The sequence below is a fragment of the Lactobacillus sp. UMNPBX6 genome (genome assembly GCF_002553975.1).
Taxonomy (GTDB): Bacteria; Bacillota; Bacilli; order Lactobacillales; family Lactobacillaceae; genus Lactobacillus; species Lactobacillus gallinarum.
The window spans coordinates 1-13,355 of the sequence record NZ_PCZD01000003.1; the positions used below are offsets into that span (position 1 = coordinate 1).

9 protein-coding genes are annotated in these 13,355 nt (G+C 31.4%); 4 read left to right on the top strand and 5 right to left on the bottom strand.

What is annotated here, in order from left to right; all coding sequences use genetic code 11:
* Window positions 1-1,315: 1,315 nt before the first annotated feature.
* Window positions 1,316-1,570 (bottom strand): GlsB/YeaQ/YmgE family stress response membrane protein, encoded by a 255-nt coding sequence (locus CP357_RS00780; protein WP_025005684.1) that lies wholly within the window; start codon window positions 1,568-1,570, stop codon window positions 1,316-1,318.
* A 563-nt stretch (window positions 1,571-2,133) separates the two neighbouring features.
* Here CP357_RS00780 and CP357_RS00785 point away from each other — a divergent pair.
* Both CP357_RS00785 and CP357_RS00790 read left to right on the top strand, forming a co-directional pair.
* Entirely contained in the window at window positions 2,134-3,291 is a 1,158-nt protein-coding gene (locus CP357_RS00785; protein ID WP_098036306.1) for a GH25 family lysozyme, read from the top strand.
* A gap of 485 nt (window positions 3,292-3,776) precedes the next feature.
* Window positions 3,777-4,385 (top strand): DUF5052 family protein, encoded by a 609-nt coding sequence (locus CP357_RS00790; protein WP_025005682.1) that lies wholly within the window; start codon window positions 3,777-3,779, stop codon window positions 4,383-4,385.
* Between the two features lie 102 nt (window positions 4,386-4,487).
* On the opposite strand, the gene CP357_RS00795 is transcribed toward CP357_RS00790, so the two are convergent.
* Complete coding sequence (locus CP357_RS00795; RefSeq protein WP_025005681.1) at window positions 4,488-4,943, bottom strand: hypothetical protein; 456 nt, start codon at window positions 4,941-4,943, stop codon at window positions 4,488-4,490.
* 515 nt (window positions 4,944-5,458) lie between these two features.
* Here CP357_RS00795 and xerS point away from each other — a divergent pair.
* Window positions 5,459-6,541 (top strand): tyrosine recombinase XerS, encoded by a 1,083-nt coding sequence (xerS, locus tag CP357_RS00800; protein WP_098036307.1) that lies wholly within the window; start codon window positions 5,459-5,461, stop codon window positions 6,539-6,541.
* A 194-nt stretch (window positions 6,542-6,735) separates the two neighbouring features.
* Here xerS and CP357_RS00805 read toward each other — a convergent pair whose 3' ends face one another.
* Both CP357_RS00805 and CP357_RS00810 read right to left on the bottom strand, forming a co-directional pair.
* Entirely contained in the window at window positions 6,736-7,617 is an 882-nt protein-coding gene (locus CP357_RS00805) for a DegV family protein (RefSeq protein ID WP_098036308.1), read from the bottom strand.
* A gap of 73 nt (window positions 7,618-7,690) precedes the next feature.
* Entirely contained in the window at window positions 7,691-8,107 is a 417-nt protein-coding gene (locus tag CP357_RS00810) for a MarR family transcriptional regulator (protein WP_098036309.1), read from the bottom strand.
* A gap of 294 nt (window positions 8,108-8,401) precedes the next feature.
* Between CP357_RS00810 and CP357_RS00815 the strand changes: the two genes are divergently transcribed.
* A complete protein-coding gene (locus CP357_RS00815; RefSeq protein WP_098036310.1) occupies window positions 8,402-10,096 on the top strand; it encodes an NFACT family protein in 1,695 nt (564 codons plus the stop codon).
* 64 nt (window positions 10,097-10,160) lie between these two features.
* Here the strand turns inward: CP357_RS00815 and CP357_RS00820 are convergent, their stop codons facing one another.
* Window positions 10,161-13,352, bottom strand: coding sequence for a carbamoyl phosphate synthase large subunit (locus CP357_RS00820; protein ID WP_025005677.1), 3,192 nt, complete (start codon window positions 13,350-13,352; stop codon window positions 10,161-10,163).
* Window positions 13,353-13,355 lie beyond the last annotated feature (3 nt).

Genomic DNA, 13,355 nt, shown 5'->3' on the forward strand with positions numbered 1-13,355 from the left:
CCGAATGGACTTTTTATTTTTTATCAAGTGTTCAATTTAATTTTACAATCGGCGAAAATAATAAAAAAGTAGACATGCTAAAATAAGTAATTATATAGCAATAAAGAAGTATAAAAGAGAGCAATTAATTCTTACTTGTATCTGCGCATAATTCATATTATGTAAAGTTATAAGTAAGAATATCGTAAATACACAAACAGAAGACATTTTCGTGTATTTTAAAATTGGCAACTCTTTTTATACTTTTTATTTTTGCTTTCTTATTTGTTGCAAGTTAATTAAAGTTTTTTACTTTTATAAAGATGCTGAGATCGCAATTCTACGGTCAAGTTCATTATTTTTAATTAATAATCAATGGATCTATTGATTAATTTCTAACAAAATTTAAAGGCTTAAGTGAAATACCATATACATTCAATAACTAGCTAATCAAGCTAATACGCTGATATTTTTACCATAATAATAAATAGATTTAATACAGATTCTCAGACTAAAAATCGGTCTAATTTCATGCTGATTATAGGGATATTCATAGTAAAATGGCATGATCAGCTGATTTAATAATGATTTTAGGGGGTAGACAATTCGTCATATAAATTTTGCTGAATCATTATTAATGAAATAATCCCTTTAACGACCATATTCTTTATACTTGCTTTCTATAAATGGTAATTAATTAGATAAATTATATTTGCTATGCATTACTTAAAACAATAATTTTAATGATAGCAAGAACTAAGTTCCTATCAAAACAGCTATTTTTGCTGATTTATAAAGTTCGAACAAATTTTATATTTTGTTTTAATTTTCATTCATTCTTTATAAAAATCCTTATATTATAAAGAATCTCTACGTCTCATAGCTTTTCTAAGCTTTTTTCTTTTATTACTCCACAGTACACTTGCTAATCATCTTTCTATTTTTAATATTCAGCTTTTAATATTCAGCGTTTGATTTTTAACAATTACGTATTACATAATTACGTATTACATAATGAATAAAAAATGACTTTTTATTTGAACAATCATAAATCCTTTTAAAATACGTCATTATTAGTCAATAAAAACCTAAATATAACTGGCTTCAGTTGATAATGAGAGCCAGAAATTCTATTTAAAACAGCTAAATTATCATCAATTCATTGTTTCAAAACCTATTTATTTTCGTCAATCTGTGCCCACACTACCTTTAATGCTTTTATTTCTCTCCCCTCTCCCAAGAGAATAGGGCAACAAAAAAGGCTAAATAAGGATTTTATCCTAGATTTAGCCTTTTCGTTTGTAGTACGTACTAAAAATTTCTACTCATATAAACGTTATGCAGTTCTAAATTTGCTGACAACGAAGGCAACAATGATTACCAAAATTACTGCACCTAAAATTGACGGTACAATTGCCATGCCAGCAACTTGTGGTCCCCAGGCACCCAATAAAGCTTGACCTAATGAGGAACCAATTAACCCTGCTAAGATATTAGCAATCCAGTTCATTGATCTGCCGTGCCCTGTAAGAGCTCCAGCAATCAAACCAATAACTCCTCCAACAATTAATACCCAAATCCAATGTAGCATTTTGATCACCTTTGCTTTCATTAAAGAAACATCTATATACTTTATTTAGTTAATTAAGCGCTTTTCTTAACTATCTATATTTTATATAATTACAATATTTTTGTCATTAAAGTAATATACGAAATAGGCCTCCTTATACTTTTCTTTAGGTTTTAAGTATTATTCTTGCCATTTAAAAATTAAAAGTTTCTAAAAAACATAATATTCTAATTGTAATATCAGCATCTATTTATTTTCATTCAAATTTCTTCACCACGTCTATTATCATACTTGGCTAAGTACTAGCACTTTTTTACTGTTTGCTAGGCCTTTTGAACGTGCATCCCTCTAAGGAAGCATAAACCAAAAAGAATGACATTTAATAATCATTCCATGCTCGACTCTCAATTATTATCCCAATTTTATTGCAATTATTTCTATCTGATTACTACAATATTAATATTTAATCTCAACTATTGCATTTTGGTACCTACCAATGTAGTCTATAATATATAAGTTTTAAATATATTAAAAGTGGGAGATATAGATTATTAACTCTCTCCACCAATTATGGAGGAATTAATTTGTTAAAAAAGAAAACATTCGTAAAATTAGCTTGTGCAACTATGTTAGTAAACACTGGGATGAGTCTCCTACCTGCATCCCTCTCTCCTATTAATCCTTCCCATGTACAAGCTTCAGCAACTTCCGTAGCAGCAAGAGAACTAGGGATTGATGTTGCTAGTTATCAAAGTGCGGATTTAACAGCTCATGCCAAAGCCGGATCTCAATTTGCAATAGTCAAAGTTAGTGAAGGTACTAGCTATCGTAATCCAAAGGCTGCCGCTCAAATCAAATCTGCCATTGCTAACGACATGATGCCGATGGGTTATCACTTTGCTACATTTAGTTCTAATGCTTCTATAGCTAAAAGTGAAGCTAAATATGCTGTAGCATCTGCTAAAGCCCTTGGCCTTCCTAAAGGATCCTACTTAGCTTGTGATTATGAAACTGGCAGCGGCAATATAATTACTAACGGTAAGAACGTCACCGCTAAGGCAATCTTAGCCTTTATGGATGAAATTAAAGCAGCTGGCTATCAGCCACTACTTTACGCTAGTTCTTCTGTGTTACAAAATAACATTAATACACCATCTATTATCAAAAAATATCCTAATTCCTTATGGGTAGCAGCATATGCTATATCTGGACGAGTAGATAAGCCTAATTTTAAATACTTCCCTTCAATGGACGGCGTAGCTATCTGGCAATACACTGATAATTGGAAAGGAATGTCTACAGACGGTAATGTAACTATTCTCCCATTATCTATTTCAGGCTCTGCAGTTTCCCAAGCACCTTCTAACTCTAATGCCAAACATACTGGCACAATAATGTATAAGTCCTACGTATATGATGGCAATGGCAAGCGTACCGGCGAAGTTTATAAAGCTTATACATCAGTCAATTACTATGGTGGCAAGACAAAATTAAGCAATGGTAAATCAGCCGTTAAAATTGGCGATAATAAATACATCATGGCAAGCAATATCTTAGGTAACTCACGTATATTTAAGACTGATGCCGATGTTTACCAAAGCAATGGATCACTTAACACCGAGTGGAAAACATTAAAGCAAGGTTCACCTATTAAGACATATGGACCAAAACATTATATTAACAATGAAGCCTACTATAGAGTTGGTAAAAATGCATACGTAAAGGCTGAAAATTTTAAATAATTGAAAAAGGACTAGACGTAATAGTTTAGTCCTTTTTGTTATAAATCAATTATCAGATTTAAGCTTATGTTTCAAAATTAATTTAGTAAATTATTTTTGAATTTTTTAGCATCTTGCATAGATAATATATACAGAACTTAGGTGGAGATATAACTGGCCTAATTTTGATGATTATCGCAGGCGTTCTAGGAATATTTGGTGGTTTTATATATGCCTGGATGTTTTTGTATGCGGCTATTGCATTAGTAATCGGATTTGGATTTTACATTTGGCATCGTATAATTGGTACTGATGATTAGAAAAAGATATTCAAAATATATAAGAGTGGATTGATTATTAGAAAAGATCAATTCACTTTTTTGTTTTTTTATTAACTATCAATAGCTTAATTTAATAATACTCCCCGCCTTTTTGCATCCCTTAAGTACAAATATGATAAAATTAAACTCATCACTATTAAGTATGAATTGAGGAATTTAAAACATATGCGTAAAAAGAAACTTATTTCATTGTTAAGCTTAAGTATTTTAAGCGTAGCTTTACTTTCTGGCTGTAGCAATTTTGAAAATTGGGAGCTGTCTATGCGCTCTAAAATCGGTGCTTTACCATTGACAGTTTCCACTTATGATTCAAATGGACAAAAGATCGATCAAATTAAGGCAAAATCTGTTAATATTCATACAGATAAAAAGATGTCTCAAAAAGACAGCAATGGTAACGAAAAATCTAGCGTAATTGACATTGATTACGGTCACAACAGAATGATTCATGTAGGCTCCACTCTTATTGCCTATGAAGGACTAAAGAATTACGAAGATGAATTTAATAAGCATGTTAATATCAATGATCAAAACAAGGCTGTTCCACTATTAAATACTATGTATCAAAATTTTAAAAATGACTGGAATGGTGATGCTAAAGTAGTTATGATTAGAAGCCAACTAGGGATGCCAATTGCTGTATTCACTGGTAAAAACGTTTCTATTCATAAAAGTGATATGAAGAATGCTACCCAGTTTGTAATTGATGGTCATCGTCTTGTTGCTTATAGAGCTGATTACACTATTTATCCAATAGCTAGTTTAAAGAAATAATATATTAAAAAAGCGCCTCACACATGAGACGCCTTTTTAATTGATCCATCTAAAGATTGTAAAACCATTTTGCCTTTTATTAAATTGGATCTTCAAGCACTATTATTCCTTAATTAAAGTATTGAAAGCTTCATTAGTAGCTACAATATCACCCATAACCTGGTTAACCCAATCGTTGAGTTTATCGTTATCATAGTTTTCAAGACCACCTTCAGTATCTCCAATATCAGCAATACCATTATTAAAGTCTACCATTTCAGTGATTAATCTTTCTGCAAAATCCTTAGTTGTACCTGCAAAATTATCCGCAAAGGTATCAACGTTACCATAAGCATCTGTGATATCACTAAAAGTTTGTACCATCTTGCCAAAAGTATCGTCCAAATTATTAACGTCTTCTTGAGTTGGTACAGTTAATTCTTCATTTTCATTATTAAGCTGCTCATCCAAACGAACACCGATATCATTTAATACTAAATGACCATCATACAAACGATTTAATAATTTAATACCACTTGGATTCTTAGCTTGAAAATTTACATCAATTTCTTCTGTCATAATTTTTCCTCGTCTTATATAATCTTCGTCTTTATTGTACAATTTTTATACATGAAATTTCAAAAACAATATTTTAAACTAAATTAACATTAAATATAAATATTTTTTGAAAATTTGGCGTTTAAGACTTGATCATTAGATTTAATCATCTTAAAATAAATACTTGAAAGGTAAGTTGTACCATACAAACAACACTGTCTAATAATACAGATTGTTTAGCTTGATGTTAAATGCCTATATTATATAGATAAACATAATCAAAGTTACTATAACTGGAATGCTGAAGGGTTGCTACCGGCGTTGCTAGTATTCCAGTTATAGTGACGTGGTTTATTCCATTCTTTAAATACTTATGAACAATTTTTTACAATAATACTATAGATATTATCGTTTGAGTTGGGAAAAGTAATTAAAGCTGGGATTTTTAATATTCGCCTATCTCCAAAGATAGGTGTTTTTTATTGCCTTTTTCTATGATACAATTATTTAAACATTTGTTCGAGTAAGGAGAAAATATGGAATCTACTAAGTATCTTAGCTTAATTAAAACTGAACTAGATAATATGCCAGACTTTGTTAAACAATATAATTTAGGTACTAATCACTCATTAACAACCACCTATCAATATTTAACCGAGATACGTCGTTTTTTTAATTGGTTACGTCAAGAAGGCATCTCTACTGCAAAAGATAATCAACATATCTTACCAGATACTTTAGCAAATTTACGGCGAAATGATATCATGTTGTACATTGATAACTTAGGCCACACTAAGAATAAGCAAGGACACTTGAACTCCCCCACTACTATTAATCGTTCTATTAATGCCCTACGCTCTTTATTTAAATTTTTGACCATTACATCAGATAATAATAATGGTGAGCCCTATTTTGAGCGCAACGTAATGCTCAAAATTGAGTCTTTAAATGATACTAAAACATTAAATTATCGTGCTCACGTTTTAGAATCACACATGTACACTGGAAACCTCAAATTCGAATTTCTTAAATTTATTGATCATGACTATGAAAATAAATGCAATAAGCAAGCTAAACCTGGTTTCAAGATGAATAAAGAAAGAGATATGGCCATTATTGCTTTAATTTTAGGGACAGGAATTCGAGTTTCTGAGTGTGCTGGCGTAGATATGCAAGATTTGAATATAAAGGACGCAGTTTTAGATGTCACGCGTAAAGGCGGACAAAAGGATAGTGTCCCTATTGCTGAATGGACTCTAAACTATATTAAAAATTATAAAAAAATCCGAACTGAGCGTTATATGGCCGATTCTAAGCAAACGGCTTTCTTTCTAACAAGATGGCACAATAAAACAAAACGCATGACTACTAATGCAATTGAAAAAATGGTTAGCAAATATTCAGCCAGCTTTGGTCATCCTCTTACCCCTCATAAATTGCGCCATACATTAGCTTCTGAATTGTATGCTGTTACTAAAGATCAAGTTTTAGTAGCACAGCAATTAGGTCAAAAAGGAACAACTGCCACAGATTTATATACTCACGTAGATCAAAAGAAGCAGCGAGCAGCATTAGATGCAATTTCTAATGATCATCAAAATTTAAATGAAACTAAATAATAAAACAGCACCAAACTATATAAAAATGGTGCTGTTTTTAATATGTCTAGCAATAATAAAAGTGTTATTGCTGATCGCCACATAGATAATAGCAAATTTATTATTATATCCATAACTACAACTATAACAATTTTACTATTAATATTAAATAATAAAAAAGACACTGTTTTTTTAGTTTAACAGCGCCTCTTTTATTATTTAGTTAAATCTAGTTTATCAAAGTCTATCATCCATGCAATCGCAATAGACTTTTCACCTAAGTGTGTAGCAATTACAGGACTGAATTCAGCCACATCCACCGGCTTATCTGGGAAGTTAGTATTAATAAACTCTTTTATGTCTTCTGCTCGTTTGAGGTCATTAGAATGAAATACGAATAAACGTAATCTATCCTTATAAGGTAATTCTGCAGTTTTTTCTAAAGTAAGTTTCTTAACCTTGGCAACAGCACGCTTTAAAGATCTGATTTTATCAAAAGCAACAATTTTACCATCATCATTAAATGTTAATAATGGTTTTATTTGCAGCATAGTACCAATAAACGCACCTGCGTTGCTTAAACGACCGCCTCTGCTTAAATTCTTAAGATCATCAACTACAAAATATTCATCGATTGTCTTTCGAATTTCGTCCAGTTTCTTTAAAATAGCTTCTGGTTCCATGCCATTCTTAATCATTCTAGCAGCAGCTAATACCAAATAACCTTGTAATCTTACGGTCATTTTAGAATCATAAGGATATAGATTATATTCCGGATTATTATGAGCCATGTTTACCATGTTTTGATAAAATCCAGAAATACCACTCGATAAAGTAATAGCAATGATAGCCTCATAGCCTTCTCCATGAAGCTTATTGCATAATTCAATCATTTGACCCATGCTTGGTTGTGAAGTCTTAGGAAAAGCTGCGCCTTGCTTTTGTAGTTCAAAAAGTTGCGCAGAAGTAATATTAACTCCTTCTAAGTATTCCTTGTCGCCAACGATGACGGGAATCGGAACCACATTAATATTATTGTCCTTAACTTCTTGTTCAGTTAAGACACTAGTACTGTCAGTAACTAATGCGATTTTCAATTTATTTCCCCTTCCCAATTTCTTTAATTATATAATACAGAAGAATTATAGCATAAAACCATTAATTACACACCTATTGCAAGTCGTCTAATGAGGAAGAAGCTTGTGCAATTTCGTAAAGTTGCTTAACAAACAGACTAGAAGCATCAGAATCCAAAGATATAAAAAGAAGACTTTCAATTTTACTAAGTGTATTCTTTAGTTCTTCTGCTTTCTTTATACCTTCTGAACTTAATTTCACAATCTTACTTGAATCTTTTTCAGATCGTGTAATTTCTATAAGGCTCTTTGTCTTTTTTTGTTGAAGCTGACGACTTAAGGTAGATAAAGAAATATTAAGTGCTTTAGCTAATTTCCCCATGGCTAAAGCTTTATTATTTGTGTCATCAAAAAACAGCAAAATTCTAGTTTGTGAAATATTCAGGCCACACTTGTGATTTATTTCTTTTTTTATTTGATCTGCAACAGTGCTAAAAAATAATACATCCATATACAAAGTCCTTTTTCTCCAAATTAGATTACTATAACTGTATTTTATCATTTAATAATCTATTTGATAATACCGTTTCCAAACTATATTAGATATATAGTGTTGTGTGAAACATTAAATATTAAAACTTTAATACTAATGTTAATTATAACTTTAATATGTCATTTTGTATTTATATTAGTTTTACCTAATTATTAATGTGTATTATTTTTAGCTTATAGTTGATAACTCTAATAATTTTAGAATATTGAATTTTATTGTTATAATATTAAACGTATTTTGAGGTGATGTATTATGGCATTTGATGGATCATTTATCCATAGTTTATTACAAGATTTAACCCCTACTCTAGTAGGAAGTCGTTTATCAAAAATTTACCAACCCTTTGATCAAGACTTAGTTTTAATCTTTAGAAAAAATCGAAAAAACTACCAATTTTTAATTTCAGCTAATGCACAATATCCAAGGATGTATTTAACTGAACAAACAATTAACAACCCTGATAAAGCTCCTATTTTTGTAATGGTATTACGTAAATACTTAGAGGGCTCTGTTTTACAATCTATTGATCAAGTAGGTTTAGATCGAATTACTAATTTCCATTTTAGTAATCGCAATGAATTGGGTGATGAAATCGAATTAGTTCTTTCCGTAGAATTAATGGGTCGTCACAGTAACGTGATTCTCTACAATCAAAAAGATAATCATATCATCGACTTATTAAAGAGAATTAATCCTGATGAAAATAGAGCTCGTATTTTATTACCAAAAGCGAAATATGAGTTACCTCCATTGAAGCCAGGAATAAATGGATTAACTTTGTCTGAAACTGAATTTAAACAACTTAGCAATGAAAATGATGCTAAAAGTTTAGCTAAGCAAATGGATGGTTTAGATAAAGATGATCGAAGTGAACTATTGGGGTACTTAGAAGATGAATACAGCTATTCTTCCTTTAAAACGTTTTTCAATCAGTTCGACAATCCACGCGCATTTGTTTTAAAGACTCCTAATAATAAGAGAAAAATCTTTTGTTATTTGCCTTATCATCTAGATCTTGAAAAGGAAAGCTCTAATCCTGACCTTAACAAAGGACTTGATGAATTTTATGAATATCAAGCTAATCGTGATTGGGTAAAACAACGCGCTAGTCAAGTAGAACGCGTGGTTAAGAATGAGCAAAAAAAGCTAAGCAAGAAAATCAAGAAATTAAAGAAACAACTCAATCTTGCTGAAAACTCAGAAGGATATCGTATTAAGGGTGAAATTTTAAACACAAATTTAAATCAAGTGAAGCCAGGAATGACTACAGTTTCCCTGCCTAACTACTATGAAAACAATGCACCTATTGCAATAAAATTAGACCCTGCCCTTTCACCAGCACGCAATGCTCAAAAATATTTTACTCGATATAAAAAATTGCGCGATTCCATTAAACATGTTAATCAGCAAATCAAAATAGCCGAAGAAAATTTGCGCTATTTTGATTCTATTCAAACTGCTATCGATAATGCGGATCCGCAGGATATTGATCAAATTAATGATGAGTTAATCAATCAAGGATATATTCGAAAACAAAAGAAGAATAAACGAAAAAATAAAATTACAGAACGTAATCTGAATGAATTTAAACTTTCTTCTGGTAAACATGTTTTAGTTGGTAAAAACAATTATCAAAATGATTGGTTAACTTTAAAAAAGGCTAACAAATCTGATTACTGGTTCCATGTTAAAAATATGCCAGGATCTCACGTGATTTTACGAGATGATCAACCATCTGAAGACGATATTAAAGAAGCAGCTGAAATCGCAGCATTCTTTTCTAAGGGCAAAGACTCTGCCCATGTTCAAGTAGATTATGTACAAGACAAACGTGTTAAAAAGCCTAATGGTGCTAAACCCGGATTTGTAATTTATACTGGTCAAAACTCTATTGAAGTCACTCCAGTAGAGAAAGAAATTATGGCAATGAAAGTCAATAAAAAATAAGCATGCCTCTTAAACATGCTTATTGCGAAAGCTAAGTTATTTGAATAAACTTAGCTTTTTTATTTTAAATTGGTTGTGTAGTTAACGCTAGTGATTCTAATACATCTAAAATTAATTCAGCAGTTTCAATACTTGAAAATACCGGAATATGAGTATACAAAGCCTCATCTCTTATTCGTAATGCATCTTCACTAGCCGCATCAGAAAGATTAGTAATATTTACTACCATTACAATTTTATGTTGTCGGATTTTTTCTAGTAAATTGCGAGGATTATTATGGACTTTTTCTACAACTCCTGTAGTAATCCCAGCTTCCGCAAACATATTCGCAGTTCCTTCGGTTGCAATTAACTTAAAGCCCAATCTATCAAATCGACGAGCCAATTCTGTCACTCGATTTTTATCTTCATCTCTAACTGAAATAAAAATTGTCCCATAACTAGGGATGTGTAAATCACTAGCTTCGTATCCTTTGTATAATGCCTTAGCTAAATGAGTATCTCGCCCCATTACTGAACCAGATGATTTCATATTAGAATCAAATGTATTGCCACTACTATAATTAAGGAAAGAAAATACTGGCATTTTAATATGAATAAAGTTACTTGTATGCCATAGTCCATTGGGATAGCCCAAATCTTGAAGGTTATGACCTATCAAGACTTCCGTAGCGCAGGCAGTAATATCTTTATTCAAAGACTTAGACAAAAACGCTACGTTATGACCTGCATATGGCTTAATTTGTAATAAATATAATTCATCATTTACCAACAAATAATGTAAGTTAAAGATTCCTCTTGTTTGTAATACTTTTATCAATTTAATCGATTGTTGTTCAATCTTTTTTTGTTGTTCTAATGATAAATTTTGAGGTTTAATAACCGCTATTGAATCTGATGCATGTGAACCTGTTTGCTCTAAATGTTCAATAATACCAGGTAAAGTGACATTCTTACCATCCGAAATAGCTGTTACTTCATACTTATTCCCTTCAATAAACTGAGACACGGTGATTTGATCTACCTGATTTTCAGCTAAATATCTTTTAATTGCTGGAATATCATAAACTACAGCGGATTTTAATTTATTCTCTTTATTCATGCCCCCAATTAAAATTGGAAAATCATATTGATCAACAAATTCAAATACAGCATTAGGATTTGTAGTTTTCAGAGATGGTACTCGTTTTAAATCGGTCAGGGGATGATTTAATAATTCCGTAATCATATCACGAGGATCTTTAGTCTCCCATTGACCTATTATATGAAGACCATTTTCTTCCAATTGCTTACTTAATGCACTTACTCTTTTACCTGAAAATTGTAAAAGTACATCTTTAATATTTTCTCTTTTAGCAATAGTTAAAATATTTTCTAATGTAATTGATTCAAAATATACTCGATCGATATCCTTATATCTAGAAGAAACAGATTCATCATTATTTGAAAGCAAAACTGTAACATAGCCATTATTATGTAAAGTCTTTGCTGCATGAGCAATCATATAGTCAAATTCACTAGTCACAGATACTTGTAAAGGCAACATACCTAAAATTAATATCTTTTTATCTGCCGCTAAATCTTTAGCTTCATTTTGAACATCATATGCGCCATAGTAAGCACACACATTAGGCCGATAAACTCCAGCCGAACCGTCTATCTTTAAAAATGATGGTTCTAAATTATATTTACTAATTAATGATCGTACTTCCTCTACAGAAATATTTAATACCTTAGCAAGCAATGGATTAAAAAAGCCGTAATCTTTAGCTTCTCTTACTAAATCTAAAGTTAAATGCTCCTTATTTTGCACTAGTTTATTAATGATTGTGACAATATGAAGAAGCTTTTGATAATAAATTGGATGAAGGCCTGTAATTTCTTGTAATTCACTAAAAGGAATATTTTCTTTAATAGCTGCTAGTAATTTAATTAGATGTAATTCATCGGGATGCTTAAGATCTTCAATTATTTCTTCATATGTTTTCCGGCTCTCTTCTACAAAAGCAGCCCAGCCCAAGTCAAGATTAGTAGTTGCATCTAAACCTTTCAAAAACGCTGTTTCAAAATTACGTCCTACGCCCATTGCTTCGCCACTGGCTTGCATTCGATTATTCAACTGATAATGGTTATAACCTGAACCAGTAAATGACCAATAAGGTATTTTAATCGCTATTGCATCTAAAGTAGGTTCAATAGAAGCATTTAATCCTGATAATGGATCGGTTATTTCATTTAGTCGATAACCAATAGCTACTTTACTTACTACATAACCCACATCATACATGCCAATTCGTTGAGCCCAAACAGAACTACGAGTTAAACGAGGACGGATCGTCAATAATTTTGACTTAATTTGGGTGCCATGATGTTTAATAGCAAAATGAAAACTAGTAAAACCAACAATTTCCAAATTATCTACAATTCGTCTAACTGATTCTCTCAATTCTTGAATATGATCATTATTTAAAGTTAAAGACGGCATTACTATAGCTGAATCACCAGAATTTATTCCCACTGGCTCTATCGAACCAGCAAAATTAGTAAATACTAAATTGCCATCCTTATCACGTATTACATCAACAATAACTTCTTCCCAAGCTGAAAGATCCTCCGTTAATCGATAATTTTTCCATGTAAAATTATCAGTTTGTCTTTCTTCTTTAAAATAGGTCACTAAAGCTTCTTTAGTCTTAAATCGTAAATGTTCATTATGAACATAACGATTATACTTAGTAACTAATACTGGAAAAGTAACTTTGGAAAGTAAATTATCCATAGCACCATTCATATTGTCTTGAGCATTTTGATTTAATTCCCAAGACTCACTAGTATCAATTCCTAATTTATTTAAAAGCTCTGTTCTTTTTTGCTGATTACCCATCTGCAAGATACGAGAATTCAAAGTTAGCAACTGAATGCCCATTTGCTCTAAAATTCCATCTTGCAATAATTTATGAGCAACTTTTAATCCATTAGTTGAACCGTACGCAGTAATAATCGCATCTGGTTCTTCCATACGTAAAATTCGCTTAAGAAAATCTAATGTCATCGGCTCTAGATATACGGTAACATTGGACTTTTTATCCGTGGAGATAGTTGCTGGATTAGGATTAACCAATATAACTTGTATTCCTTCTTCGGTTAAGGCATCAATAGCTTCTGTAGCCATTAAGTCCATCTCAGCTACGCTACCAATCAAAGTAGGACCTGATCCGATAATTAATACTTTATCTAAATCATTTTCTAACGGCATAAT

Excerpts from the sequence above, each read along its gene's own strand:
- CP357_RS00780 (WP_025005684.1), bottom strand. The coding sequence starts at position 1,570 with ATGCTACATTGGATTTGGGTATTAATTGTTGGAGGAGTTATTGGTTTG.
- CP357_RS00790 (WP_025005682.1), top strand. The coding sequence starts at position 3,777 with ATGCGTAAAAAGAAACTTATTTCATTGTTAAGCTTAAGTATTTTAAGC.
- CP357_RS00795 (WP_025005681.1), bottom strand. The coding sequence starts at position 4,943 with ATGACAGAAGAAATTGATGTAAATTTTCAAGCTAAGAATCCAAGTGGT.
- xerS (WP_098036307.1), top strand. The coding sequence starts at position 5,459 with ATGGAATCTACTAAGTATCTTAGCTTAATTAAAACTGAACTAGATAAT.
- CP357_RS00810 (WP_098036309.1), bottom strand. The coding sequence starts at position 8,107 with ATGGATGTATTATTTTTTAGCACTGTTGCAGATCAAATAAAAAAAGAA.
- CP357_RS00815 (WP_098036310.1), top strand. The coding sequence starts at position 8,402 with ATGGCATTTGATGGATCATTTATCCATAGTTTATTACAAGATTTAACC.
- CP357_RS00820 (WP_025005677.1), bottom strand. The coding sequence starts at position 13,352 with ATGCCGTTAGAAAATGATTTAGATAAAGTATTAATTATCGGATCAGGT.